The organism is Microbacterium sp. ARD31, assembly GCF_031844425.1.
Genome location: NZ_JAUZVE010000062.1, coordinates 1 through 25,212, shown reverse-complemented (window position 1 = coordinate 25,212; position 25,212 = coordinate 1). Strand labels below are relative to the sequence as shown.

Genomic DNA, 25,212 nt, shown 5'->3' with positions numbered 1-25,212 from the left:
CGGTGCCTTGTGCCGGGGCTGTCGTCATTTCTGTCGTCAATTCTGCTGACGTGACTAGGAGGGCTGAGATGCCCGCGATCGTCGTGCTCGGCGCCCAGTGGGGCGACGAGGGCAAGGGCAAGGCCACCGACCTGCTCGCCACCACCGACCCGATCGACTACGTGGTCCGCACCAGCGGCGGCCACAACGCCGGCCACACCATCGTCGTCAACGGCGAGAAGTACGCCACCCACCTGCTGCCCAGCGGCATCCTCACGCCGGGTGCCACCTCGGTGATCGCCGGCGGCGTCGTCGTCTCCCCGGAGGCGCTGTTCCGCGAGCTCGACGGGCTCGTCGAGCGCGGCGTGGAGGTCGCCGACCTCAAGGTGAGCGCCAACGCCCACGTCATCGCCAGCTACCACGCGACGATCGACAAGGTCACCGAGCGCTTCCTCGGCAAGAACCAGATCGGCACCACCGGTCGTGGCATCGGCCCGGCCTACGCCGACAAGATCAACCGCGTCGGGGTGCGCATCGCCGACCTCTTCGACGAGAAGATCCTCGCCCAGAAGGTCGAGGCCGCGCTCGACGTGCGCAACCACCTGCTCACCAAGGTCTACAACCGCCGCGCCATCGAGGTCGACGCGGTCGTCGAGGAGCTCACGTCGTACGCTGACCGCCTGCGGCCGATGGTCTGCGACACCTCGCTGCTGCTCAACCGCGCGCTCGACGCCGGCCAGACGGTGCTCTTCGAGGGCGCGCAGGCGACCATGCTCGACGTCGACCACGGCACGTACCCGTTCGTCACCTCCTCCAACCCGGTGGCCGGTGGCGTCTGCGTGGGCGCCGGCATCGGCCCGACTCGCATCGACCGCGTCATCGGCGTGATCAAGGCCTACACGACCCGCGTCGGCTCGGGCCCGTTCCCGACCGAGCTCTTCGACGAGGACGGCGCGCAGCTGCAGCAGCTCGGCGGCGAGATCGGCGTCTCCACCGGCCGCACCCGGCGCTGCGGCTGGTACGACGCCGTGGTCGCGCGCTACGCCAGCCGCGTCAACGGCCTCACCGAGCTCTTCCTCACCAAGCTCGACATCCTCGGCGCGTGGGACCGGATCCCGGTCTGCGTCGCCTACGAGATCGACGGCGAGCGGGTCGAGGAGATGCCGATGACCCAGACCGAGTTCCACCACGCGAAGCCGGTCTACGAGTTCTTCGACGGCTGGAAGAGCGACATCTCCGGCTGCCGCAGCTTCGACGAGCTGCCCAAGAACGCCCAGGTCTACGTCCAGGCCCTCGAGGAGATCTCGGGCGCGAGGATCTGGGGCGTCGGCGTCGGGCCGGGCCGCGAGCAGACCGTGGTGGTGCACGGGTGAGGACCCTCGTCATCGGGAGCGGTGGCCGCGAGCACGCGCTCGCCATCGCCCTGGCGCGCGACCCTGCCGTCACCGAGGTGCACGCCGCGCCCGGCAACCCGGGCATCGCTGCGGTCGCCACGCTCCACGACGTCGACCCGATGGACGGCGCGGCCGTCGCCGGTCTCGCCACCTCGGTCGGCGCCGACCTGGTCGTCGTCGGCCCCGAGGCGCCGCTCGTCGCCGGGGTCGCCGACGCCGTGCTGGCCGCGGGCATCGCGTGCTTCGGACCCTCGCGCGAGGCGGCCCGGCTGGAGGGGTCGAAGGCCTTCTCCAAGGAGGTCATGGCCGCCGCCGGGGTGCCGACCGCGGGCTCGCGCACGTGCACCACGGCCGAGGAGGTGGCCGCGGCGCTCGACGCGTTCGGGGCGCCGTACGTCGTCAAGGACGACTCGCTGGCCGCCGGCAAGGGCGTGGTCGTCACGAGCGACCGCGCCAGCGCCCTCGCCCACGCCGCGGGGTGCGAGCGGGTCGTCGTGGAGGAGTTCCTCGACGGCCCGGAGTTCTCCATCTTCGTCGTCTGTGACGGCGCGATCGGCGTGCCGCTCGTCCCGGCACAGGACTTCAAGCGGATCCACGACGGCGGCCGCGGCCCCAACACGGGCGGCATGGGCTCCTACGCCCCGCTGACCTGGCTGCCCGAGGGCACCGTCGAGGACGTGATGACGAGGGTGGTCGAGCCGACGCTGGCCGAGATGCGGCGCCGGGGCGCGCCGTTCGTCGGGTGCCTTTACGTCGGCCTCGCCCTCACCGCCGCGGGCCCGAAGGTGATCGAGTTCAACTGCCGCTTCGGCGATCCCGACATCCAGCCGGTGCTCGCGCTGCTCACCTCGCCGCTGGGTGCGTTGCTGTCCGCCGCGGCGTCGGGCGACCTCGCCGCCGTGCCCGCCCCCACCTTCGCGGACGGCGCCGCCGTCACCGTCGTGATGGCCAGCGCCGGCTACCCCGAGGGCTCCAGCACGGGCGACGTCATCGTCGGCACCGAGACCCTCGCGCGGGAGGACGACGTCGACGTCGTCCACGCCGGCACGGCGCGCACCGAGGCCGGGCTGGTGACGGCCGGTGGTCGCGTGCTGGCCGTCCGCGCGACGGGCACCGACGTCGCCGATGCCCGCGCGAAGGCGTACGAGGGCATCGCCAGCATCAGCTTCCCGGGCGCCCAGTGGCGTCGCGACATCGCCGCCGAGCCGCTCGGCGTCGTCGAGGGCGCCACCCTGCTGGACTGAACAACTGGACGGTTGGTTGATAAGTTCCGGCCATGGCACGCGACGCCGAGGCGACCAGGCAGCGCCTCCTCGAGGCGGCGGCCGCCGAGTTCGCCGAGCTCGGCATCGCCGGTGCCCGCGTCGACCGGATCGCCGTCGCGGCGCGGACCAACAAGGCGCAGATCTACCACTACTTCGGCAGCAAGGATGGCCTCTTCGAGGCGGTCCTGGCCGGGCTCCTGCAGGACGTGCTGGAGTCCGACCCGTTCGACGCCGACGACCTGCCGGAGTCGATGGGGCGCATCTTCGACCAGTTCGAGGACGACCCGTCGCTCGCGCGGCTCGCGACCTGGTACCGGCTGGAGCGCTCGGCGGACGATGCCCCCCACCCTGCGATCGTGGAGGCCAACGCCGCCAAGCTCGCCGCGATCCGCAAGGGCCAGCGGGCCGGCCGCATCACGGACGCCTTCCCCGCCGACGTGCTGCTCGGCCTGCTGATCAGCATCGCCACCACGTGGGCCTCGCTCCCGCCGGAGTACACCCCGTCGGCCCGCAACAACACCCGGCCCAGGCGCCGGGCGTCCGTGGTGGAGGCAGCGCGCCGGCTCGTCGCCCCGTGATGGGAGGATGAGGGCCGTGAGCGTCCCCAACGTCCTGGCCACCCGCTACGCCGGCGCCGACCTCGCCGAGATCTGGTCGCCCGAGCACAAGATCGTCCTCGAGCGACAGCTGTGGGTCGCGGTCCTCAAGGCCCAGCGCGACCTCGGCATCGACGTGCCCGACGGCGTCGTCGAGGCCTACGAGTCGGTCATCGACACGGTCGACCTCGACTCGATCGCGGCTCGCGAGCGCGTCACCCGTCACGACGTGAAGGCGCGCATCGAGGAGTTCTCCGCCCTCGCAGGACACGAGCACATCCACAAGGGCATGACGTCCCGCGACCTCACCGAGAACGTCGAGCAGCTGCAGGTACGCCGCTCGCTCGAGGTCGTCCGCGACCGCGCGGTCGCGGCGCTGGTCCGCCTCGGCCGCCTCGCCGCCGAGCACGAGGCGACCGTGATGGCCGGCCGCTCGCACAACGTCGCCGCCCAGGCGACCACCCTCGGCAAGCGCTTCGCCACGATCGCCGACGAGATGCTCATCGGCGTCCAGCGGATCGAGGAGCTGCTCGCCCGCTACCCGCTGCGCGGCGTCAAGGGCCCGATGGGCACCTCGCAGGACATGCTCGACCTGCTCGACGGCGACGCGGCCAAGCTCGACGACCTCGAGCAGCGCGTCGCCGCGCACCTCGGCTTCGAGCAGGTGCTGACCAGCGTCGGCCAGGTCTACCCGCGCTCGCTCGACTTCGACGTCGTGGCCGCCCTCGTCCAGCTCGTCAGCGGCCCCTCCAACCTGGCGACCACGGTGCGGCTCATGGCGGGCCACGAGCTGGTGACCGAGGGCTTCAAGGAGGGCCAGGTCGGCTCGTCGGCGATGCCCCACAAGATGAACACGCGCTCCTGCGAGCGCGTCAACGGCCTCGCGGTGATCGTCCGCGGCCACCTGTCGATGGTCAGCGAGCTCGCCGGCGACCAGTGGAACGAGGGCGACGTGTCCTGCTCCGTCGTGCGCCGTGTCGCGCTGCCGGACGCGTTCTTCGCCACCGACGGCCTCTTCCAGACCTTCCTCACCGTGCTCGACGAGTTCGGTGCCTTCCCGGCGGTCATCCAGCGCGAGCTCGACCGCTACCTCCCGTTCCTCACCACGACCAAGGTGCTGATGGCCGCGGTCCGCAACGGTGTGGGCCGCGAGGCCGCCCACGAGGCGATCAAGGAGGCCGCCGTCGGCACCGCCCTCGCCATGCGCGCCGGCCAGGCCGACAACGACGTGTTCGCCAAGCTCGCCGCCGACGAGCGCCTGGGTCTCACCCGCGAGCAGATCGACGCGCTCGTCGCCGACCCGATCGAGTTCACCGGCGCTGCCGTGGCCCAGACCCGTGGGGTCGTGGCCCGGGTCGAGGAGCTGGCGGCCCGCCACCCCGAGGCGGCGTCGTACGTCCCGGGCGCGATCCTCTGACGGACGGCTGTCCAGCTCATGTCGCCACTCGAGCGGACATATGTGCGCTCGAGTCGCCAGATGTCGCGTCGTCAGGATGCCTGAGCGGACATATGTCCGCTCGAGTCGCCATATGTGCGGCGGCTGCGAGGGCGGCCGGCAGTGCCGTCAGTCGCCGGCGCGCCAGGAGCGTACGGCGGCGGCGAACGCCACGGACAGGACGACCAGGGCGGCCAGGAGCGCCGAGCGCGCCGCGACCGGGGCGGACGTCACGGCGTTGACGGCCTGGTAGACGGTCATCAGCAGCGCGGCGCCCAGGGCCGAGCCGATGCGCTGCCCGGTCTGGAGCGCGCCACCCGCGGCGCCGCCCATCTCGGGCGGCACGTTGTCGAGGCTGAGGGTGAAGTTCGGCGAGATGACCCCGCCGCCGCCGATGCCGGCGAGGAACATCGCCGGCGCGAGGGTCCACCACAGGGCGTCGGGCGGCGAGGTGACCAGCCAGGCCGCGAGGGCGGTGCCGGTCATCATCACCGACAGCGCGACCAGGGTGACCCGGCGCCCGATGCGCCCGACGAGCCGACCGGCCAGCGGTGAGGTGACCGCGGCGCCGAAGGCGAAGGGCGTCATCAGGAGGGCGGTGTGCAACGGCGTGAACCCCTCGCCCTCCTGGAGGTGCACGGAGAAGCACCAGGAAGATGCCGGTGAACCCGGTGAAGTAGAGCGTCCCGACGAGCAGGCCGTTGGCGTAGCCGGGCAGGCCGCGCAGCAGCGAGACGTCGAGGAGCGGTGGCCGGCCCCGGCCCACCGTGTGCACCTCCCAGCGCACGAACGCCCACGCGAGGACGGGGAAGGCCACGAGCAGCACGAGCGGCAGCCCCGCGCCTCCCTCCAGGCTGATCAGCGGGAACAGCACCGACAGGACCGCGAGGCCGAGCAGGAGCGCGCCGGGGAGGTCGACGCGGGGGTCGTCGCGCGCCCCTTCCTCCCGGGGAGGGTTGTCCGGCACCAGTCGGCGGATGAGCACGAGCGCGACCAGGCCGATCGGGACGTTCACGAGGAACAGCGAGCGCCAGCCGCGCTCGTCCCCGAGCAGCCCGATGAGCGCCCCGCCGATCAGCGGCCCGGTCGCGGAGGCGACGGCCACGGTGAAGCCGAACATCCCGAACGCGCGCCCGCGCTCCTGGCCGCGGAACAGCTGCTGGATCAGGCCGGAGTTCTGCGGCGTGAGCAGGCCTGCGCTGGCCCCCTGGGCGAGGCGTGCGACCACGATGGCGGCGGCGTTGGGAGCCAGCCCGACCGCCGCGCTCGACACGATGAAGCCGAGCAGGCCGATCGTCATCATCCGTCGCCGCCCGTGTGCGTCCCCGAGCCGGCCGCCGGCCACCAGCGTCATGCCGAAGGCCAGGGCGTAGCCCGAGACCACCCACTGCACCGTGGCGGCGCTGGTGTCGAGGCCGGCTCGGATGGAGGGGACCGCGACGTTGACGATGGTGACGTCGAGCAGCGACATGAAACCGACCACGAGGGACACCGCGAGGATCCGCCAGCGTCGTGGGTCGGGCTCGTACGTCGACTCGTCCGTCGGCTCCCGCGTCTTCTCGGTCATCGCCGCCCAGCCTTGCACCCCGGTGCCAGCGCGGGCCCCCCCAGGGTGCTCCCCGTGGAGGTGCCCTCCGGGCACGGCGGCGGCGCATGATGGGGGCATGAAGGCGGTGCAGGCACGGGTCAGCGGTCGGGTCCAGGGCGTGTCGTTCAGGTGGTACGCCGAGGAGAAGGCCAGGTCGCTCGGGGTCGGCGGCTGGGTGCGCAACGAGCCCGACGGCTCCGTGCTGGTCCACGCCGAGGGCGAGGCCGAGGCGGTCGACGCGCTGGTGGCGTGGTGCCACGATGGGCCCACGTCGGCGCGGGTGAGCGGCGTGGCGGTCCGGGAGACGAGCCCGACCGGCGCGACGACCTTCGAGACGCGCTACTGAAACTGGACTGATCTGGTCGACTATCGTGGGGGGATGACGACCAGCACTGTCATTCCCGCCGACCTACGACGACGTCGAGGTGGTCGTGCCCGCGCCCGGCCCCGGGCCGGGCAACTGGGCCGGGGCGGCCAGCGCGGTCCTGGTCGACGGCGTCTTCTGGCTCACCTGGCGCGTCCGCCGCCCGCTCACCGACGGCCGCGGCGTGTCCGTGGCCGTCGCGCGGTCCGACGACGGGGTCTCCTTCGAGCAGGTCGCCGAGGTCTCGCGCGAGGCGTTCGGCGCGGAGTCGTTCGAGCGGCCCGCGCTGGTGCCGCTCCTCGGAGGTGGCTGGCGCCTCTACCTGTCCTGCGCCACCCCGGGCTCCAAGCACTGGTGGGTCGACAGCCTCACCGCGGACAGCGTCGACGCCCTGCCCGGAGGCGTACGACGTCGCGTGCACGAGGGCGACGCCGCCACCGGTGTGAAGGACCCGGTCGTCACCGTGGGCGCGGACGGCTACGAGATGTGGCTGTGCTGCCACCCGCTCGACGTGCCCGGCCACGAGGACCGGATGACCACCCGCCGGCTCACGAGCGGCGACGGCCTGCAGTGGGAGGACCACGGCGAGGTGCTGGCCGGGCGGAAGGGGCAGTGGGACGCGCGCGGCGCGCGCGTGTCCGCGGTGCTGCCCGACGGGACGGTGCTCTACGACGGCCGTCCCGACGCGGAGTCCAACTGGTTCGAGACCACCGGGGTCGCCGTCTGGGACGGCACCGCGCTGACCCGCACCGAGCACCCGCCGATCTCCTCGCCGCACTCCGACGGGGCGTTCCGCTACGCCACCGCCGTGCCGCTGCCCGACGGCCGGGTGCGCTACTACGTCGAGGCGGCGCGACCGGACGGCGCGCACGACCTGGTCACCTGCGTGCGCTGATCGGCGTGACGGTCGCCCGCTCCTCGTAGGAGTCCCGGCTCTCGGGCGAGAGCCAGTGGGACGTGGGCGGGATCTCGTCGCCGTCGGCTTCACCCGGGAGGGGCCCGCGCCCGAGACTGGCGATCATGAGCGCGCCCGTCACCGTGTCCGTCACCCGCCACGTCGACCCCTCGCGCACCAGCGAGATGCTCGCGTGGGTGCAGGCGGGCACGTCGCTGGCCGAGAAGTTCGACGGCTTCCTCGGCTCCGGGTGGGTGCGTCCGAGCGAGGAGTCGCCCGACTGGCACATGCTCTACCGCTTCGCCGACGCCGACGCCCTCGCGGCGTGGGAGGCCTCCCCGCAGCGGGCATGGTGGCTCGAGGCGGCCCAGGGCAGCGTGGAGGAGAAGCTGCGCGAGCGGCGTACCGGCATCGAGGGGTGGTTCGACGAGCCGGCCACGGTCGAGGCGCTCAGCGTGGCTCCGCCCGCGCCGCCGCGGTGGAAGCAGATGGTCGTGATCTTCCTGGTCTTCCTCCCGCTCAGCCTGACCGCCAACCTCGTCGCCTCCCGCACCATCTCCGACTGGCCCCTCGTCCCGCGGGTCGTGCTGGTCACCACCGTGATGACCCCGCTGATGACCTACGTCTTCCTGCCGTGGATCACCCGCCGGATGTCCTGGTGGCTGCACCGCTAGGCCGGGCCGCCACATTGGTGCGGCCCGACGAGCAGGACCCGGGCACCTTGTCCTGACCGACCAACCCGCGGCAGCGCGCGCTTCCTAGCGTGGCCGCATGAGTGACCTGGAACACGTCGGGAGCTGGCTCGAGGCCCACGTCCCGGACCTGCTGGAGAAGTACGGCGTGCCCTCCGCCGCGTGGGCCGTCCTGCACGACGGTGAGGTGGTCGACGGCGCGTCCGGCGTGCTGCACCTCGGCACGGGCGTGACCGCCACCACCGACGCGATCTACCAGATCGGGTCGATCACCAAGCTCTGGACGAGCAGCCTGGTGATGCAGCTGGTCGACGAGGGACTGGTGGACCTCGAGGAGCCGGTGCGCACCTACCTGCCCGACTTCGTCATCGCCGACGAGGAGGCAGCCGCGCGGATCACCGTGCGCCAGCTGCTCAACCACACCGGCGGGTTCGAGGGCGACATCTTCACCGACACCGGCGTCGGTGACGACTGCATCGAGAAGTACGTCGCCACGCTCGCCGACGTGCCCCAGCTGTTCCCGCCCGGGGAGCAGTTCTCCTACAACAACGCCGGCTACTGCCTGCTCGGCCGGCTGGTCGAGGTGGTGCGCGGCACGACGTACGACGAGGCGCTCCGCGAGCACCTGGTGAAGCCGCTCGGGCTCACCCACACCGCGGTCAGCGTCTACGAGGCGATCATGCACCGGGTGGCGATGGGCCACGTCGACGCCGAGGGTGGCGACCTCCAGCCGGCGCCGTTCTGGTCGATGGCCCGCTCCAACACCCCCGCCGGGACGCTGCTGTCGATGCGCGCCCGCGACCTCGTCGAGTTCGCCCGGATGCACCTCTCGGACGGTCGCAGCGCCGACGGGACGCAGGTCCTCGCCCCCGGGACGTCGGGCCGCATGCAGGCGCGCCAGGTGGACCTGCCCGAGCTCGGCCTGATGGGCACGTCCTGGGGCCTGGGCTTCGAGCGCTTCGACACCCCGGACGGCGAGATCGTCGGCCACGACGGCAACACCATCGGCCAGGGCGCGTTCCTGCGGATGGTGCCGGCCACCGGCACCGCGGTCGCGCTGCTGACCAACGGCGGCGACGTGTTCGGGCTCTACCACGAGGTCGTCGGGCACGTCCTGCGCGAGCTGGCCGGCATGGCGCTGCCCGAGCTGCCGCACCCCCCGGCGGACCCCGCCCCCGTCGACGCCTCCCGCTACCTCGGCACCTACTCGACCGAGCTCTACGACCTCACGGTCAGCCAGGACGACGACGGCCGGGTCTGGATCGAGCAGGTGCCCAAGGGCCTGCTGGTCGAGATGGGCGGGCAGCACGAGCGCACCGAGCTCGTGGGCTACCGCGACGACATGCTCATCCCGCTGGAGGCCGACCGCGGCATGTTCATGCCCCACGCGTTCGTGGGTGACGACGGTGAGGGCCACGCCCTGTACCTCCACCTCGGCCGCGCCGTGCGTCGCGCCGGCGCCTGACCCCTGCCCCGCCCACCCTCTCCCTGCCAGTCCCCGAGGAACGAGCCAGCCATGAAGCAGACCAGCACCCTTGCCCGCACCTCCGTCCTCGCTGTCGTCCTCGCCTCGGCCCTCGCTGCCTGCGGCGGGGGGAGCGGCGGCGGCTCGGGGGGCGGCGGTCCCGAGGGCGAGGCGTCGTACGTCGACGGCGCCACGTTCACCCTCGGCCTGTCCTCCGACCCGGGCAACCTCGACCCGGTGATGGGCGCGGGCACCTCGCTGTTCACCGTCACCCAGTTCGCCTACGACCCGCTCGTGAGCGTCGACGGCGAGACCGGCGAGATCGGGTCCCAGCTGGCCACCGAGTGGGACGTGCAGGGCACCACCGTGACGCTCACCCTCGGCGAGGGCATCACCTGCGCCGACGGCACCGAGCTGACCGCCGGCGCCGTGGCCGACAGCCTCAACTTCGTCACCGACCCCAAGAACCAGAGCCCGTTCCTCGGCACGTTCATCCCGGTCGGGGCCAAGGCGAAGGGGGACGACGGGAGCCGGACGGTCACGCTGGAGCTCCAGTCGCCCGCGCCCTTCGTGCTCAACGGCCTCGCCAACCTGCCGATCGTGTGCCCGGCAGGCAACGACGACCGCTCCTCGCTGCGCCAGGCGACGGCCGGCACCGGACCCTACGAGCTGACCGAGGCGGCGCCGGGCGACCACTACACCTACACCCTGCGCGAGGGCTACACCTGGGGCCCGGACGGCGCGACCACCGACGAGGAGGGCCTCCCGGCCACCGTGGTGGTCCAGGTCGTGGAGAACGAGTCGACCGCCGCCAACCTGCTGCTCTCGCGCGGCATCAACGCCGCCACCGTCAGCGGGCCCGACGCCCAGCGCCTGGCGAAGTCGGGGCTGTTCAGCGCCGACTCACCGGCGATCGCCGGCGAGCAGTGGTACAACCACGCCGACGGGCGGGCGACCAGCGACCCCGACGTCCGGATGGCGCTCACGCAGGCCCTCGACCTCGAGGAGCTGCAGGGCGTGGTGACCTCGGGCGAGGGCAGCACCCCGACGGTGCTCGCGGCCAACGAGCCCGTCGCGTGCCCCGGCGACTCGGTGTCCGGCTCGCTGCCCGAGCACGACCCCGAGGCAGCCGCGGCCCTGCTCGACGAGGCCGGGTGGACCGAGGGCAGCGACGGCGTACGGACCAAGGACGGCGAGCCGCTCGCGCTCACCTTCCTCTACCAGAACAATCTCGGGAGCAGCGGTGACGCCGCGGCCGAGCTGGCCGTGCAGCAGTGGAAGGAGATCGGCGTCGACGCCACGGCGAAGGCGCAGAACGAGACCACGCTGACCGGGACGATCTTCGGCGCGGGCGACTGGGACGTCGCCTGGGTCTCGCTCAACGTGAGCAGCCCCGACCAGCTCGTGCCCTTCCTCTCCGGGCCGGCGGCCCCCGACGGCACCAACTTCTCCGCCATCGCCAACGACGAGTACGACGCGGCGGTGCAGGAGGCCATGAAGCTCACCGGCACCGAGGGCTGCGACGCCTGGCTCGAGGCCGAGGCCGGCCTCGTCGCCAACGCCGACATCGTGCCCTTCGCCCTCACCCAGGCGCGCACCTTCGGCGCGGGCGCCGAGTTCGCGGTGCCGGGCCAGCTGCAGCCGCTCTCGATCCGGATGCTGGCCGAGTAGACCGTGACGACAACGTCCAGCACGGCGCTCGCCGACGCGGCGCCCACGACCGCGGCCGGTCCGCGGTGGTGGGAGCAGCCGTGGGTGCGCTTCGCCGCCCGCCGCTCGGTCCGGCTGCTGGTGTCGGTGTGGGTGCTGGTCACCGCGTCCTTCGCGATGATCCACCTCATCCCCGGCGACCCGGTCCGCGGCGCCCTCGGTCCCACCGCGCCCGCCGCCCTCGTGGAGGCACGACGCACCGCGCTCGGGCTCGACGACCCGCTGCCGGTGCAGTACCTCCACTACCTCCAGGGCCTGTTCACCGGTGACCTCGGGACGTCCCTGATCTCCCAGCTGCCGGTCGTCGACGTGGTCGGGCAGCGCCTGCCCGCCACGCTGGCGCTGGCGGTGCTCGCCTTCCTCGCCTCCGTCGCGGTGGCGGTGCCGCTCGGCACCGTGCTGGGCGTCCTCACCCGGCGCGGGCACGGGCGTCGTACCGAGCTGGTGTTCACGACCACCAGCATCGTGGTCGCCACGGTGCCCGACTTCCTCATCGGCGTCGCGCTCGTCTACGTCTTCGGGGTGGAGCTCGGCTGGCTGCCGGTCGCGGGCAACGCCTCGGCGGAGGCGTACGTCCTCCCCGTGCTGTCGCTGAGCATCGGCCCTGCGGCGATCCTGGCCCGCATCGTGCGAGTGGAGATGGTCACCGTGCTCGAGGCCGACTACATCCGCACGGCCCGCGCCAAGCGGCTCCGCGCCCGGCGCATCCACCTGCGGCACGCGCTCCCCAATGCGCTGACGTCCGCGCTGACGCTCGGCGGCCTGCTGCTCGGCTCGATGGTGGCCGGCACGGTCCTGGTGGAGAACGTCTTCGCCTGGCCGGGCCTCGGCAGCACGATCGTGAGCTCGATCCTCAACAAGGACTACCCGGTCGTCCAGGCGATCGTGCTGGTCTACGGCCTCGGCGTGCTGGTGATCAACACCGCCGTCGACGTCACGCTCGCCCTGCTCGACCCGCGCTCGATGATCCGGGAGGGCTGAGGCGTGGCACACGACCACGGACGGGCCCGCCGGTGGCGGGCCGTGCTGAGGACGCCGGTCGGGCTGACCGCCGCGGTGCTGCTGGTCGCCGTCGCCGTCCTCGCCGTGCTCGGACCGGTGCTGTGGGGGACGAGCGCGGAGGCCGTCGACACCGGCGCGGTCCTCGGCACCCCGTCGCCCGAGCACTGGGCCGGCACCGACAACCTCGGTCGCGACATCCTCGCCCGCACCCTCGTGGCGACCCGGCTGTCCATGGTGCTCGCCGTCTGCGCCATTGCGGTCGCGGTGACGGCGGGGCTGCTGCTCGGCGCGGCGCCCTACCTCCTCGGCGGCCGTGCCGGCCGGCTGGTGGCCGCGGCCGTCAACGTCGCCGTGGCGTTCCCCGGCCTCCTCCTCGCGCTGTTCTTCGCCGTCGTGTTCGGAGTCGGGGCGACCGGCGCGGTGATGGCCGTCGGGCTCGCCGGCGCCCCCGTCTTCGCCCGGCTCACGCAGACGCTCGTCGCGCAGGTCGCCGGTCGCGACTACGTCTCCGCGGCGCGGGTCGCCGGGGTCGGCCGGCTGCGGATCCTGCTGCGGCACGTCCTGCCCAACATCGCCGAGCCGCTGGTCGTCAACGCGACGATCGGCGCGGGCGGCGCGCTGCTCGCCTTCGCCGGCCTGTCCTTCCTCGGCCTCGGCGTGCAGTCGCCGGCGTACGACTGGGGGCGGCTGCTCTACGACGGCATCGGGGCGATCTACGTCAACCCCGCCGCCGCGCTGGCTCCCGGTGTCGCGGTCCTGCTCGCCGGGCTCGCGTTCAACCTCTTCGGCGAGTCGGTCGCCAAGGGCTTCGGCGTGCCGGTGCTCGTGGGCCCGGCAGCGATCGGGCGTCGCTCTCTCAGCCGGCTCGCTGCCGAGGCGCCGACCGAGGCCCGCCCGGCCGAGGACCGCCCCGCGGACGACGTCGTGCTGGAGGTCCGCGACCTCGAGGTCGTCTTCGCGACCGCCGCCGGGACCGTGCGGCCCGTGCGCGGCGTCAGCTTCGACGTCCGCCGTGGCGAGGCCGTCGGCGTCGTGGGGGAGTCCGGGTCCGGCAAGTCGCTGACCGCGCTCGCGCTGTCGCGCCTGGTGGGCGAGGACGGGGCGGTGCGGGCCCGGCGGCTCCGCTTCCTCGGCCACGACCTGTCCGCCCCCGACTCCCCGGCGCTGCGCCGCATGCTCGGCACCAGCCTCGCGATGGTCTTCCAGGACCCGATGACGTCCTTCAACCCGACGCGGCGCATCGGGCGGCAGCTGGCCGAGGTCGCGACCGAGCACCAGGGCCTCGGCCGGGCGGACGCCCTTGCCCGCGCCGTCGACCGCCTCGGCTCGGTGCGGATCCCCGATGCGGGGCGGCGTGCGCGCCAGTACCCCCACGAGTTCTCCGGCGGGATGCGCCAGCGCGCGATGATCGGGATGGGCCTGATGGGTACGCCGTCGCTGGTCGTCGCCGACGAGCCCACCACCGCGCTCGACGTGACGGTCCAGCAGCAGGTGCTCGACCTGCTCGCCGAGATCCGCGCGGCCGACGACGTCGCGCTGGTGCTGATCAGCCACGACGTCACCGTCGTCGCCGAGGTCTGCGACCGCGTGCTGGTGATGTACGCCGGGCGCATCGTCGAGGACCTGCCCGCGGCCGACCTCGCGACGGGCGCGCAGCACCCCTACACGCGGGCCCTCGTGGCCGCCGTGCCGCACATGGACACCGACCTCGACCGGCCGCTCGCCACGATCCCCGGCCGCCCCGTCGAGCCCGCCCAGGTGCCCGCCGGGTGTGCGTACGCCGCCCGCTGCCCGCTGGCCGACGCCCGGTGCCGGGCCGAGGACCCGCCGCTCGTGCCGACCGTCGACGGCGGCCGGGTCGCCTGCTGGCATGCCGGCGAGCCGCTCCCGGACCCCACGGTGCGCCCGGCCGACGAGCTCGTGGAGGCGCCGTGAGCGAGCTGCGCTTCGACGACGTCACCGTCCGGTTCGGTCGCACGACCGCCGTCGACCGGGTGAGCCTCACCGTGCCTGTCGGGACGGTGGTCGGGCTCGTCGGCGAGTCCGGGTCGGGCAAGTCGACGCTCGCCCGGGCCGCGGTCGGCCTGGTCGCCCCCGACGCGGGTGCCATCACGCTCGGCGGCAGCCCGGTGCCCCACCGCGGCGGGCGCCGCCCGCTCCAGATGGTCTTCCAGGACCCGTACTCCTCGCTCGACCCGCGCATGAGCGTCGGCGACAGCATCGCCGAGGCGCTGCCCCGCGACGTCGACGAGCTGCGCGGGCGACGGGCGCGGCGCGAGGAGGTCGCCCGGCTGCTGGAGCTGGTCCACCTGGACCCGCACCGCGCGCGGGACCTCCCCGCGCGGCTCTCCGGTGGGCAGCGGCAGCGGGTGGCGCTCGCCCGCGCGCTCGCCGGCCGTCCCGAGGTCGTCATCGCGGACGAGATCACCTCCGCCCTCGACGTGTCGATCCAGGGCGCCGTGCTCAACCTCGTGCGCGAGCTGCAGGCCGAGCTCGGCCTCTCGATTCTCTTCATCTCCCACAACCTCGCCGTGGTCCGCTACGTCGCCTCCCGGGTCGCCGTGATGCAGGGCGGTCGGATCGTCGAGGAGGGCCCCACGGCCCAGGTGCTCGGTGCCCCCGAGCACGACTACACGCGCGAGCTGCTCGCGGCCGCGCCCGGAAGGAAGCCCTCATGAACCACGCCCCCGACACGGCCACCACGTCCGACACCGTCACCACCTCCGACACCGTGCGCCGCCTGCGGATCGACGACCTGGGCGACCTCGCGGTGCCGTCGCAGCCCGCGCTCGCCCCGGACGGCTCCCGCGTCGCCTACACGCTGCGCACCCTCGACGTGGCCGGCGACCGCAACGTCGACGAGCTGTGGTGGGTCGGGACCGACGGCGGCACGCCGCGCCGGCTCACCCACGGGCCGGCCGACTCCTCGCCCGCCTGGGCGCCGGACTCGGCACGCCTGGCCTTCGTCCGCGACGGCCGGCTGGCCGTGCTGGCCGCGGACGGCGGCGAGGTCGAGGTGCTCACCGACGCCCCGTCGCGCGTCTCGTCCCCGTGCTGGAGTCCCGACGGCCGGCGGATCGCGTTCACGGCGCCGGTCGACCCGGACGGCGCGCGCGAGGCGGGCGGCCCGATGGTGTCCGAGGGCACCGGCTACCAGTCCGACGGCACCGGGCTGCACGGCCGGGTGCGCTCGCAGCTGTTCGTCGTGGGCGCCGACGGCACCGGGCTGCGCCGCCTGACGAGCGGGCCCCACGGCGTCGGCTCGCCGGCGTGGTCGCCCGACGGCACCACCCTCGCCTTCACCCGCGGCTCCGACGAGCGGTTCCGCGCCCCGGTCCACGTGCTGCCCGTCGACGGCGTCGAGGCCGACCTCCGCACCGTCGGCTTCGCGCACGGAGTCGCGCTCGCGGTGACCTGGTCGGCCTCGGGCGACCACCTCCTCGTCGTCGGCCACCCCGGCGACCCGGTGGGCCACGCCCGCCTCGTGCGGGTGCCCCTGGACGGCTCGGAGGTCACGGACCTCGCCGGAGCGCTCGACCGCAACGTCATGCCCGGCGCACCGGCGTACCCGGGCGGGCTGCCGGTGGAGCACGAGGACCGGGTCCTCTTCTGCCTGCGCGACCGCGGCTGCACCCACCTCTGGTCCGGGTCGGTGGACGGGACCGACCTGCGCCCGCTCGTCGCCGGGGCGGGCCGCGTCGTCTCCGGGCTCTCGGTGGCCGCGGGCCGGGCGGCCGTGGTGCTGGCCACGCCGACGTCGTACGGCGAGGTGGTGCTCGTCGACCTCGCCGACGCACACGAGCGGGTGCTGACCGACCACGGTGCCGCGCTGGCCGACGTGGTCCACCACGAGCGCCGCCCGCGCACCTTCACGATCTCCGACGGCACGGAGGTCGAGGCATGGCTGGTGCACGACGACCGTCCGGGTCCCAAGCCGCTGCTGCTCGACGTGCACGGCGGACCGCACAACGCCTGGAACGCCGCCGCCGACGAGATCCACCTCTACCACCAGGAGCTCGTCGAGCGCGGCTGGGCGGTCCTGCTGGTCAACCCGCGCGGCAGCGACGGCTACGGCGAGCAGTTCTACGACGGCGTCCACGCGGCGTGGGGCGTCGCCGACGCGGCCGACTTCCTCGAGCCGATCGACACGCTGGTGGCCGAGGGCCTCGCCGACCCCGAGCGGCTGGCGGTCGGCGGCTACAGCTACGGAGGCTTCATGGCGTGCTGGCTCACCGGCCACGACGACCGCTTCGCCGCGGCCGTGGCGGGGGGCACGGTGAGCGACCTGGCGAGCATGTACGGCACCAGCGACGACCTGTGCCTCAGCGCGTACGAGCTCGGTGGCGCCCCGTGGGAGGAGCCGGACCTCTACGCCGCCATGTCGCCCATCACCCGTGTGCAGGACGTGCGCACCCCGACGCTCGTCTACCACGGCATCGAGGACCGCACCTGCCCGCTCGGGCAGGCCCAGCAGTGGCACACCGCCCTGTGCGAGCTCGGGGTCACCACGCAGCTGGTGCTCTACCCCGACGCCTCGCACGTCTTCGTCCTGCTCGGCCGGCCCTCCCAGCGGCTCGACGTCAACCGTCGCACGCTCGACTGGCTGGTCACGCACACCACGGGCGGCGGGCGGCCGCGACCGGACCTCGCCCACTGGGAGCAGCGGCTCGCGGTGCTCGCCGAGCGGCACGGCGTCCCCGGTGCGCAGCTCGGGATCCTCCGCACCGGCGGCGGCGTCGACGACCTGGTCGTCGCCACCCACGGCGTGCTGCACGTCGAGACGCAGGCGCCGGTCAGCCCCGAGGCGGTCTTCCAGATCGGCTCGATCACCAAGGTGTGGACCGCCTCGGTCGTGATGTCGCTCGTCGACGAGGGCCTGCTGGAGCTCGACACCCCCGTCGTGGAGGTGCTGCCGGAGCTGCGGCTGGCCGACCCCGAGGTGACCAAGGGCGTGACGGTGCGCCACCTGCTCACCCACACCAGCGGGATCGACGGGGACGTCTTCACCGACACCGGCCGCGGGGACGACTGCCTCGAGAGGTACGTCGACCAGCTCGGCGACGCCGGCCAGAACCACCCGATCGGGGTGACCTGGTCCTACTGCAACTCCGGCTTCTCGCTCCTCGGCCGCGTCATCGAGGTGGTCACCGGTCTGACGTGGGACGAGGCCGTGCGCCAGCGGCTCTCCGCGCCGCTCGGCCTCGAGCGCGCGGTGACCCTGCCCGAGGAGGCGCTGCTCCACGCGGCCGCCGTCGGCCACGACGAGCGCGACGGGGACACCGTGCCCGCCGCGGCCTGGCAGCTGCCCCGGTCGCTCGGGCCGGCCGGGCTGGTGACCTGCTCGGCCGCCGACGTGCTGGCGTTCGCCCGGATGCACCTCACCGGTGGCCTCGCCGCCGACGGGACGCGGGTGCTGAGCGAGGCGTCCGTGGCCGCGATGGCCGCGCACGAGGCCGAGCTGCCCGACCCCTACATCCTCGGCGACTCGTGGGGCCTGGGCTGGATCCGCTTCGCGTGGGACGGGCACCGGCTGGTCGGCCACGACGGCAACACCCTCGGCCAGGCCGCGTTCCTGCGGATGCTGCCCGACCCGGACGGTGACGGCGGGCTCGCGGTCGTGCTGCTCACCAACGGCGGCCACACCCGCGACCTCTACGAGGACCTCTACCGCGAGGTCTTCGCCGAGCTCGCCGGCGTCTCGATGCCGGAGCGGTTCGGGCCGCCCACGGAGTCCGTCGACGTGGACGTCACGCCACACCTCGGCCGCTACGAGCGCACGTCGGTGCAGATGGACGTCGAGCAGGGCGCCGACGGCCCGGTCCTGCGGACCACGCTCCTGGGCCCGCTGGCCGAGCTCGAGCCCGACCCCGTCGAGGAGCACGTCTTGGTGCCCGTCGGCCCCGGCCTGTTCGCCGTACGGCCCGAGGGGACCGAGACGTGGGTCCCGGTGACCTTCTACGAGCTGGCCACGGGCGAGCCGTACCTCCACATGGGGGCCCGCGCCACCCCGCGGGTCAGGCCATGACGGCCGCGGCAGCGTCCGGGGTCGACCTCGACGCCCTGCTGCACGACGTGCGCGCGCTCGTCGAGTGCGAGTCGCCCTCAGCCGACCTCGCCGCGGTCGCCCGGTCGGCGGAGGTCGTCGCCGAGGTCGGCACGCGCCGCCTGGGCGTGCCGCCGGAGCGCATCGTGCTCGAGGGGTGTACCCACCTGCGCTGGCAGCTCGGCAGCGGTCCGTCGCGCGTGCTCCTGCTCGGCCACCACGACACGGTGTGGCCGCTGGGCACCCTCGCGCGGCGGCCGTTCGCCGTCGAGCACGGCGTGCTCCGCGGCCCCGGCTGCTTCGACATGCTGGCCGGTCTGGCGATGGCGTTCGAGGCCGCTGCCGGGACGGAGGGCGTGACGATCCTCGTCACCGGTGACGAGGAGCTCGGCTCGCCGACCTCGCGCGGGCTGGTCGAGCAGGAGGGCGCCGCCGCCGACGCCGTCCTCGTGCTCGAGGCGTCCGCCGACGGCGGTGCGCTGAAGACCGAGCGCAAGGGCGTCTCGCTCTACGACGTCGAGGTGGCCGGCCGCGCGGCCCACGCCGGGCTCGAGCCCGAGCGCGGCACGAACGCCGCCGTCGAGCTCGCCCACGTCGTCCTCGCGCTCGCGAACCTCGGTGACTCGGCCGCCGGTACGACGGTGACGCCCACCCGCGCCACCGCCGGCACCACCACCAACACGGTCCCGGCCGCGGCGCGCGTCGCGGTCGACGTACGCGCGCGCACGGCCGCCGAGCAGCAGCGCGTCGACGCCGCCGTCAGGTCCCTCCGACCAGTGCTGCCCGGCGCCGGGCTCGCCGTGCGGGGCGGGCCCAACCGGCCGCCGCTGGAGTCGTCGGCCTCCGCGGCCCTCTTCGCGCGGGCGTGCGAGGTCGCCGCGCGCCTCGGCCTGCCGGCACCCACCAGCGCGAGCGTGGGCGGGGCCTCGGACGGCAACTTCACCGCCGGCGTCGGCACCCCGACCCTCGACGGACTGGGCGCGGTCGGCGGCGGTGCCCACGCCGAGGACGAGCACGTCCTGGTCGCCGAGCTGCCCGGTCGCACCGCCCTCCTGCGCGGCCTGGTGGCCGACCTCCTCGATACGCCCCTACCTTCTGGACGCGGGGGTGCAGGACGTCGGGGACCACGGCTGGACGAGCGGACGAACGCCGGGCCCCCGACTCGTGGGGGACGACCATGACGCTGCCCCGCAAGGCCACGAGCATGGGGGCCATGAGGACCTCGGGTGCCGTCGCCACCGATCTCGACGCGGCCGTGCAGGGCGCCGACGCGGCCGCCCGCGCCGCCGGGGTCACCGTGCGCACCCTGGACGAGCTGCCCGACCTCGCGCAGGTCGTCGACCTGTTCGCGACCATCTGGCGCCGCTCGGGGAGCCCGCCGCTCACCCTGGAGCTGCTCCGCGCGCTGACCAAGGCAGGCAACTACGTCGGCGGCGCGTACGCCGAAGGGCGCCTCGTGGGCGCGTGCGTGGGGTTCTTCCACGCGCCCGAGGAGGACAGCCTCCACAGCCACATCGCCGGCGTCGCCCCGGACGCCACCGGCCGCAGCGTGGGCTTCGCCCTCAAGCTGCACCAGCGCGCCTGGGCGATCGCCCGCGGCGTGCACGAGGTGGCGTGGACCTTCGACCCGCTGGTCGCCCGCAACGCCTGGTTCAACCTGACCAAGCTCGGCGCCCGGGCCACGGAGTACCTGCCCAACTTCTACGGCCCGATGGACGACGGGATCAACGGGCGCGACGAGTCCGACCGGCTGCTCGTGCGCTGGCGGCTCACCGACCCCGCGGTCGTGCTCGCGTGCGCCGGCGGGGGAGTCGGCGCGGTCGCGGACGACCTGCGCGCGGGCGGTGCGGTCGTCGCCCTCGGGGCCGACGGGTCGGGGAGGCCGGTCGTCGGCCGGCTCGACGGCGCGGTCTCCCTGGTCGCGGTGCCGCCGGACGTCGCACGGCTGCGGGGAGCGGACCCGGAGGCGGCCGCCCGGTGGCGGCTCGCCGTGCGCGAGGTGCTGACCGCCCTGCTGGCCGACGGCGCGGGGCGCATCGAGGGCTTCGACCGGTCGGGTTGGTACGTCGTGAGGAGAGAGCTGTGAAGATCACCGGCGTCGAGCTGCGACGCATCGCCATGCCCCTGGTGGCGCCGTTCCGGACGTCGTTCGGCACCGAGACCGCCCGCGACGTGCTCCTGGTCCGCGTCGTCTCCGAGGACTCCGAGGGCTGGGGCGAGTGCGTGGCGATGTCCGCGCCGCTCTACAGCTCGGAGTACGTCGACGCTGCCGCCGACGTGCTGCGCCGCTACCTCGTGCCGCGGCTCGTCGCCGACGGCCCGTGCTCGGCGCCCGAGGTCGCGCACCGGCTCGCGGCCGTCAAGGGCCACCGCATGGCCAAGGCCGCACTGGAGACGGCCGTCCTCGACGCCGAGCTGCGTGCGGAGGGACGCTCCTTCGCCCGCGAGCTGGGCGCCGTCCACGAGCGCGTCCCGTGCGGCGTCTCGGTCGGCATCATGGACTCGGTGCCGGAGCTGCTCGACGGGGTCGAGGGCTACCTCGACGAGGGCTACGTGCGGATCAAGCTCAAGATCGAGCCCGGCTGGGACGTCGACCCGGTGCGTGCGGTGCGTGAGCGCTTCGGCGACGACCTGCTGCTGCAGGTCGACGCCAACACCGCCTACACGCTCGCCGACGCACCGCACCTCGCGCGGCTCGACCCCTTCGACCTGCTGCTCATCGAGCAGCCGCTCGAGGAGGAGGACGTGCTGGGCCACGCCGACCTGGCCCGCCTGATCCGGACCCCGGTCTGCCTGGACGAGTCGATCACGTCCGCCCGCGACGCCGCGGCGGCGATCCGGCTCGGCGCGTGCAGCATCGTCAACATCAAGCCCGGTCGCGTCGGGGGCTACCTCGAGGCCCGTCGCATCCACGACGTGTGCGTGGCGGCCGGCGTTCCGGTGTGGTGCGGAGGGATGCTCGAGACCGGTCTCGGGCGGGCGGCCAACGTCGCGCTCGCGGCGCTGCCCGGCTTCACGCTCCCCGGTGACACGTCCGGGTCGGGCCGCTACTTCGCCGAGGACGTCACGGAGCCCTTCGTGCTGGAGGACGGCCACCTCGTCGTGCCCTCCGGGCCCGGGCTGGGGGTCGCGCCGCTGCCCGGACGGCTCGACGAGGTCACCACCGCCTCGGAGTGGCTCGCCCTCTAGACGTTGTCGCAGCGCACCAATCCGGCTCCCGATCTGGTCGTGCAGCACTGGCGGCCGCCTCGCCCGCTCCCTACGGTGGAGGCATGAGCGACGAGGCGGCGGGCGCGAGCCTCGCCCGGCTGCTGGACGACCTGGGCACCACGTTCCTCGAGCTCGCCCACGGCGACGTGGCGGTGGCGCGCGGCATTGGGGGCGTGGTCATCCACGACCCGCTCGACCCGCCGTCGCTGCCACCGCGGGCCCTCGTGCTCGGCGTGGGCGTCGACTCCGCCGCCGATGTCGTCCCGCTGCTGGGCGGGCTCGGCGCAGGCGGGGCGTCCGCGCTCGTGCTGCGCGCACCGGTCCCGCTCACGCCGGAGGTGCGCGCAGCGGCCGACGACGCGGGGGTGGCCCTGCTCGGCCTCAGCCGCGGCGCGTCCTGGGCCCAGCTGAGCGAGATGCTCCGCTCGCTCCTCGTGGCCGGCGACACGGCGCCCGGGACCGGCGAGCCCGACTCGCTGGGCGGCCTGCCGTCGGGCGACCTCTTCGCGGTCGCGAACGCGCTCTCGGCCCTGCTCGACGCGCCCATCACCATCGAGGACCGCAGCTCGCGCGTCCTCGCGTTCTCCGGGCGCCAGGACGAGGCGGACCCGCCGCGGGTCGAGACGATCCTCGGCCGGCAGGTGCCCAGCCACTACATGCGGGTGCTCCAGGAGCGCGGCGTCTTCCGTGACCTGCTCCGCTCCGACCGACCGGTGGTCGTCGACCCGCTGCCGGGGGTGGACGGCGAGATGACGCTGCCGCGGGTCGCGGTCTCGGTGCGGGCGGGCGACGAGGTGCTCGGCTCGATCTGGGCGGTCGTGCCCGAGCCGCTGAGCCCGGAGCGCCTCGGCGCGCTCACCGACTCCGCCAAGCTCGTCGCGCTGCACCTGCTGCGGGTGCGCGCGGGCGCCGACGTACGCCGAGGGGTGCGCGCCGACCTGCTCGCCTCCGCGCTCGCCGGGGGAGCAGGTGCGCCCGACGCGTTGGAGCGCCTCGGGCTGGCCGGCCAGCCGCTGCTGGTCGTGGGGATGACCCTCGACGAGGTGCACGCGGCCGGCGCCGACGTCGACGACGCGTCGCTCACCCACGAGCGGCAGCGTCTCGGCGACGCCTTCGCGCTGCACCTCGCAGCAGTGCACCCCCGGTCGGCGGCCGCCGCGCTCGGCGACGTCACCTACGGCCTGCTGGCGGTCTCCGGCGACGTCGACCAGGCCGAGGAGCGGGCGGTGCGGCTCGTGCGCGACTTCATCGACCGGATCGGCGAGCGGATGCGCCCCGTCGCGGCGGTGGGCACCGTGGCGGCGGACTTCTCCGGCATCTCCCACAGCCGCACGAGCGTCGACCGGGCGCTGCGCGTGCTGCGCCGGGGCGGGGGAGAACGGCGCATCGGCCGGCTCGAGGACCTGCAGGGCGAGGCACTCGTCCTGGAGCTGCAGGACCTCGCCTCCGCGCGCGGCGACGAGCCGACCGGACCCCTGGCGCGCCTGGTCGCCTACGACGCCCGGCACCGCTCGTCGCTCGTCGACACCCTGCGCGCGTGGCTGGACCACTTCGGCGACGCGGTCGCGGCGGCCGACTCGCTCTTCGTCCACCCCAACACCTTCCGCTACCGCCTGCGCCGAGCGGCCGAGGTCGGGCAGGTCGACCTCGACGACGCCGACCAGCGGTTCGCGCTGATGCTCCAGCTGCGGGTGCTGACCGCGCCCTCCGGGACCCGCTGAGGGGCCCACGCCGCGCGTCGCGTGCCGTTAGGCTCGACCCGTGGCCGAGCCCAACATCCCCGCAGCGCCCGTCATCGAGGGCACCACCCACGTCCACTCGGGCAAGGTGCGCGACCTCTACGTCATCGACTCCGGCGAGCACGAGGGCCGCCTGCTGATGGTCGCCAGCGACCGCATCTCCGCCTACGACTTCGTCCTCGACACCACGATCCCGGACAAGGGCGAGATCCTCACCCGGATGTCGCTGTGGTGGTTCGACCAGCTCTCCGGGCTCGTCGGCAACCACGTCGTGTCGACCGACGTCCCGAAGGAGGTCGCCGGCCGCGCGGTCGTCTGCGAGCGGCTCGAGATGTTCCCGGTCGAGTGCGTGGCCCGCGGCTACCTCACCGGCTCGGGGCTCCTCGACTACCAGCGGACCAACGAGGTGTGCGGCATCCCGCTGCCCGCCGGCCTGCAAGACGGCAGCCACCTCCCCGAGCCGATCTTCACCCCGGCCACGAAGGCCGCCCTCGGCGACCACGACGAGAACGTCGACTACGAGGCGGTCGTGGAGGCCGTCGGCGACGACGCCGCGGCCGAGCTGCGGATGCTGACCATGGAGGTCTACGACAAGGCCCACGCGATCGCCCGCGAGCGGGGGATCATCGTGGCCGACACCAAGCTGGAGTTCGGTCGCCGCCCCGACGGCACCACCGTCCTCGCCGACGAGGTCCTCACGCCCGACTCGAGCCGCTTCTGGCCCGCCGACCAGTGGCAGCCCGGCCGCGCCCAGCCGTCGTACGACAAGCAGATTGTGCGCGACTGGCTCACCGGGGAGTCCGGCTGGGACCGCAACTCCGGCGAGGCCCCGCCGCCGCTGCCCGACGCGGTCGTCGAGCGCACCCGGGCCCGCTACGTCGAGGCCTTCGAGCTGCTCACCGGGGAGCGGTTCTGACCACGCGGCGCTTCTCCGCCACCGAGGAGATGCCCCACACGGCGGAGCAGGCGTTCACCTACCTCGTCGACCCCCGGCTGCGCCCGGAGTGGCAGTCCAGCCTGCTCTCGACCGACGTGCCCGAGGACGAGGAGCCGCACCTCGGGCAGGCCTGGACCGAGCTGACCGTGGTCGGCGTGCGTCCCAGCCTCGTCGTGGTCGAGTTCGTGCCGTTCCGGTCGTGGGCCGAGCGCGGCACCTGGCGCGGCGTCGAGGCGACGCTGCGGCTGCGGTTCACCTCGACCGCGCGCGGGTGCCGGGTCGTGGCCGAGGGCGAGGTCTCGGGCTCCGGCGTGTACGCCGTGGCCGCCGGGAGCTCAGGGCTGCTGGCCGGCCGTGCGATCGCCGCCGACCTCCGCACCGCCACCCACCGGATCGCCCAGCGCAAGGAGCGCCCGCAGGACGGGTGACGGCCTCTGCGGCGGTGGATAGGTTGGCGCCATGCCGAACCTCTCCTCGCTCCTCGAAGGCTCCGCCGACGCGTTCCCGGACCGTACGGCGGTGGTGCTGGGCGACACCCGCCTGACCTACGCGCAGGTGAACGCCGCCGCCAACCAGGTCGCCAACCTGCTCGTCTCGCGGGGCATCGAGCCCGGCGACAAGGTGGCGCTGAGCTGCCCGAACCTGCCGTACTTCCCGATCGTCTACTACGGCATCCTCAAGGCCGGGGCGACCGTGGTGCCGCTCAACGTGCTGCTCAAGGGCCGCGAGGTGGCCTACCACCTCGACGACTCGGACGCCAAGGCGTACTTCTGCTTCCAGGGCACGCCCGACCTGCCGATCGGCACCGAGGGGCATGCCGGCTTCGAGCAGGCCGAGGGCTGCGAGCACTTCTTCCTCATCACCGCCGACCCCGCCGCTGCGTCGCCGATCGACGGCG

Annotated in this window: 22 protein-coding genes and 1 pseudogene; 20 read left to right on the top strand and 3 right to left on the bottom strand. The window is 74.0% G+C overall.

The annotated features are described in order from the left end of the window. Positions 1-68 precede the first annotated feature (68 nt). The 4 genes from Q9S36_RS46210 to purB are packed head-to-tail and all read left to right on the top strand — an operon-like array spanning position 69 to position 4,651. Positions 69-1,352, top strand: coding sequence for an adenylosuccinate synthase (locus Q9S36_RS46210; RefSeq protein ID WP_311291509.1), 1,284 nt, complete (start codon positions 69-71; stop codon positions 1,350-1,352). After that, complete coding sequence (gene purD, locus Q9S36_RS46205) at positions 1,349-2,617, top strand: phosphoribosylamine--glycine ligase (RefSeq protein ID WP_311291508.1); 1,269 nt, start codon at positions 1,349-1,351, stop codon at positions 2,615-2,617. The genes Q9S36_RS46210 and purD overlap by 4 nt, the downstream gene beginning before the upstream one ends. A gap of 32 nt (positions 2,618-2,649) precedes the next feature. Beyond that, positions 2,650-3,216, top strand: a complete 567-nt coding sequence (locus tag Q9S36_RS46200) for a TetR family transcriptional regulator (protein WP_311291507.1) — start codon at positions 2,650-2,652, stop codon at positions 3,214-3,216. 16 nt (positions 3,217-3,232) lie between these two features. Continuing rightward, the gene (purB, locus tag Q9S36_RS46195) at positions 3,233-4,651 is read left to right on the top strand and encodes an adenylosuccinate lyase (protein ID WP_311291506.1); all 1,419 of its coding nucleotides are present in this window, start codon (positions 3,233-3,235) and stop codon (positions 4,649-4,651) included. A 147-nt stretch (positions 4,652-4,798) separates the two neighbouring features. Here the strand turns inward: purB and Q9S36_RS46190 are convergent, their stop codons facing one another. Both Q9S36_RS46190 and Q9S36_RS51735 read right to left on the bottom strand, forming a co-directional pair. Further along, on the bottom strand, positions 4,799-5,308 hold the full coding sequence (locus Q9S36_RS46190; protein WP_311291505.1) for an MFS transporter: 510 nt from the start codon (positions 5,306-5,308) through the stop codon (positions 4,799-4,801). 379 nt (positions 5,309-5,687) lie between these two features. Beyond that, positions 5,688-6,140, bottom strand: a pseudogene (locus tag Q9S36_RS51735) (MFS transporter); the annotation flags it as partial. A gap of 193 nt (positions 6,141-6,333) precedes the next feature. Between Q9S36_RS51735 and Q9S36_RS46185 the strand changes: the two are divergent. After that, positions 6,334-6,603 (top strand): acylphosphatase, encoded by a 270-nt coding sequence (locus tag Q9S36_RS46185; protein WP_311291504.1) that lies wholly within the window; start codon positions 6,334-6,336, stop codon positions 6,601-6,603. Between the two features lie 85 nt (positions 6,604-6,688). Beyond that, complete coding sequence (locus Q9S36_RS46180; RefSeq protein ID WP_311291503.1) at positions 6,689-7,516, top strand: hypothetical protein; 828 nt, start codon at positions 6,689-6,691, stop codon at positions 7,514-7,516. On the opposite strand, the gene Q9S36_RS46175 is transcribed toward Q9S36_RS46180, so the two are convergent. Further along, positions 7,500-7,643 carry a hypothetical protein gene (locus Q9S36_RS46175; RefSeq protein ID WP_311291502.1) on the bottom strand — a complete coding sequence of 48 codons (144 nt, stop codon included), beginning with the start codon at positions 7,641-7,643 and terminating at the stop codon, positions 7,500-7,502. The genes Q9S36_RS46180 and Q9S36_RS46175 overlap by 17 nt on opposite strands. On the opposite strand from Q9S36_RS46175, the gene Q9S36_RS46170 reads away from it, so the two are divergent. The 14 genes from Q9S36_RS46170 to Q9S36_RS46105 all read left to right on the top strand — a co-directional run. Continuing rightward, complete coding sequence (locus Q9S36_RS46170) at positions 7,642-8,190, top strand: antibiotic biosynthesis monooxygenase (RefSeq protein ID WP_311291501.1); 549 nt, start codon at positions 7,642-7,644, stop codon at positions 8,188-8,190. The genes Q9S36_RS46175 and Q9S36_RS46170 overlap by 2 nt on opposite strands. Positions 8,191-8,287: 97 nt before the next feature. Next, on the top strand, positions 8,288-9,673 hold the full coding sequence (locus Q9S36_RS46165; protein WP_311291500.1) for a serine hydrolase domain-containing protein: 1,386 nt from the start codon (positions 8,288-8,290) through the stop codon (positions 9,671-9,673). 51 nt (positions 9,674-9,724) lie between these two features. Continuing rightward, positions 9,725-11,344 (top strand): ABC transporter substrate-binding protein, encoded by a 1,620-nt coding sequence (locus Q9S36_RS46160; protein WP_311291499.1) that lies wholly within the window; start codon positions 9,725-9,727, stop codon positions 11,342-11,344. A gap of 3 nt (positions 11,345-11,347) precedes the next feature. Next, positions 11,348-12,364: an ABC transporter permease gene (locus Q9S36_RS46155; protein ID WP_311291498.1), complete on the top strand. Its 1,017-nt coding sequence runs from the start codon at positions 11,348-11,350 to the stop codon at positions 12,362-12,364. Between the two features lie 3 nt (positions 12,365-12,367). Then, positions 12,368-14,320, top strand: a complete 1,953-nt coding sequence (locus Q9S36_RS46150) for a dipeptide/oligopeptide/nickel ABC transporter permease/ATP-binding protein (RefSeq protein ID WP_311291497.1) — start codon at positions 12,368-12,370, stop codon at positions 14,318-14,320. Further along, complete coding sequence (locus Q9S36_RS46145; protein WP_311291496.1) at positions 14,317-15,063, top strand: ABC transporter ATP-binding protein; 747 nt, start codon at positions 14,317-14,319, stop codon at positions 15,061-15,063. Before Q9S36_RS46150 ends, Q9S36_RS46145 begins: the two co-directional genes overlap by 4 nt. Then, entirely contained in the window at positions 15,060-18,410 is a 3,351-nt protein-coding gene (locus Q9S36_RS46140) for a serine hydrolase (protein ID WP_311291495.1), read from the top strand. The genes Q9S36_RS46145 and Q9S36_RS46140 overlap by 4 nt, the downstream gene beginning before the upstream one ends. Continuing rightward, the gene (locus Q9S36_RS46135; RefSeq protein WP_311291494.1) at positions 18,407-19,609 is read left to right on the top strand and encodes a M20 family metallopeptidase; all 1,203 of its coding nucleotides are present in this window, start codon (positions 18,407-18,409) and stop codon (positions 19,607-19,609) included. Before Q9S36_RS46140 ends, Q9S36_RS46135 begins: the two co-directional genes overlap by 4 nt. Further along, a complete protein-coding gene (locus Q9S36_RS46130; RefSeq protein WP_311291493.1) occupies positions 19,606-20,514 on the top strand; it encodes a GNAT family N-acetyltransferase in 909 nt (302 codons plus the stop codon). The genes Q9S36_RS46135 and Q9S36_RS46130 overlap by 4 nt, the downstream gene beginning before the upstream one ends. Then, entirely contained in the window at positions 20,511-21,617 is a 1,107-nt protein-coding gene (gene menC, locus Q9S36_RS46125) for an o-succinylbenzoate synthase (RefSeq protein WP_311291492.1), read from the top strand. Before Q9S36_RS46130 ends, menC begins: the two co-directional genes overlap by 4 nt. An 83-nt stretch (positions 21,618-21,700) precedes the next feature. Further along, on the top strand, positions 21,701-23,359 hold the full coding sequence (locus Q9S36_RS46120; RefSeq protein ID WP_311291491.1) for a helix-turn-helix domain-containing protein: 1,659 nt from the start codon (positions 21,701-21,703) through the stop codon (positions 23,357-23,359). A gap of 40 nt (positions 23,360-23,399) precedes the next feature. Further along, positions 23,400-24,293, top strand: coding sequence for a phosphoribosylaminoimidazolesuccinocarboxamide synthase (locus Q9S36_RS46115; RefSeq protein ID WP_311291490.1), 894 nt, complete (start codon positions 23,400-23,402; stop codon positions 24,291-24,293). Next, positions 24,182-24,742 (top strand): SRPBCC family protein, encoded by a 561-nt coding sequence (locus Q9S36_RS46110; protein ID WP_311291520.1) that lies wholly within the window; start codon positions 24,182-24,184, stop codon positions 24,740-24,742. The genes Q9S36_RS46115 and Q9S36_RS46110 overlap by 112 nt, the downstream gene beginning before the upstream one ends. A gap of 31 nt (positions 24,743-24,773) precedes the next feature. Further along, a partial coding sequence (locus Q9S36_RS46105) for an AMP-binding protein (RefSeq protein ID WP_311291489.1) occupies positions 24,774-25,212 on the top strand: 439 nt, incomplete at its 3' end.

Excerpts from the sequence above, each read along its gene's own strand:
- Q9S36_RS46185 (WP_311291504.1), top strand. The coding sequence starts at position 6,334 with ATGAAGGCGGTGCAGGCACGGGTCAGCGGTCGGGTCCAGGGCGTGTCG.
- Q9S36_RS46175 (WP_311291502.1), bottom strand. The coding sequence starts at position 7,643 with ATGATCGCCAGTCTCGGGCGCGGGCCCCTCCCGGGTGAAGCCGACGGC.
- Q9S36_RS46200 (WP_311291507.1), top strand. The coding sequence starts at position 2,650 with ATGGCACGCGACGCCGAGGCGACCAGGCAGCGCCTCCTCGAGGCGGCG.
- Q9S36_RS46140 (WP_311291495.1), top strand. The coding sequence starts at position 15,060 with ATGAACCACGCCCCCGACACGGCCACCACGTCCGACACCGTCACCACC.
- Q9S36_RS46210 (WP_311291509.1), top strand. The coding sequence starts at position 69 with ATGCCCGCGATCGTCGTGCTCGGCGCCCAGTGGGGCGACGAGGGCAAG.
- Q9S36_RS46120 (WP_311291491.1), top strand. The coding sequence starts at position 21,701 with ATGAGCGACGAGGCGGCGGGCGCGAGCCTCGCCCGGCTGCTGGACGAC.
- Q9S36_RS46170 (WP_311291501.1), top strand. The coding sequence starts at position 7,642 with ATGAGCGCGCCCGTCACCGTGTCCGTCACCCGCCACGTCGACCCCTCG.
- Q9S36_RS46165 (WP_311291500.1), top strand. The coding sequence starts at position 8,288 with ATGAGTGACCTGGAACACGTCGGGAGCTGGCTCGAGGCCCACGTCCCG.
- Q9S36_RS46160 (WP_311291499.1), top strand. The coding sequence starts at position 9,725 with ATGAAGCAGACCAGCACCCTTGCCCGCACCTCCGTCCTCGCTGTCGTC.
- Q9S36_RS46130 (WP_311291493.1), top strand. The coding sequence starts at position 19,606 with ATGACGCTGCCCCGCAAGGCCACGAGCATGGGGGCCATGAGGACCTCG.
- Q9S36_RS46135 (WP_311291494.1), top strand. The coding sequence starts at position 18,407 with ATGACGGCCGCGGCAGCGTCCGGGGTCGACCTCGACGCCCTGCTGCAC.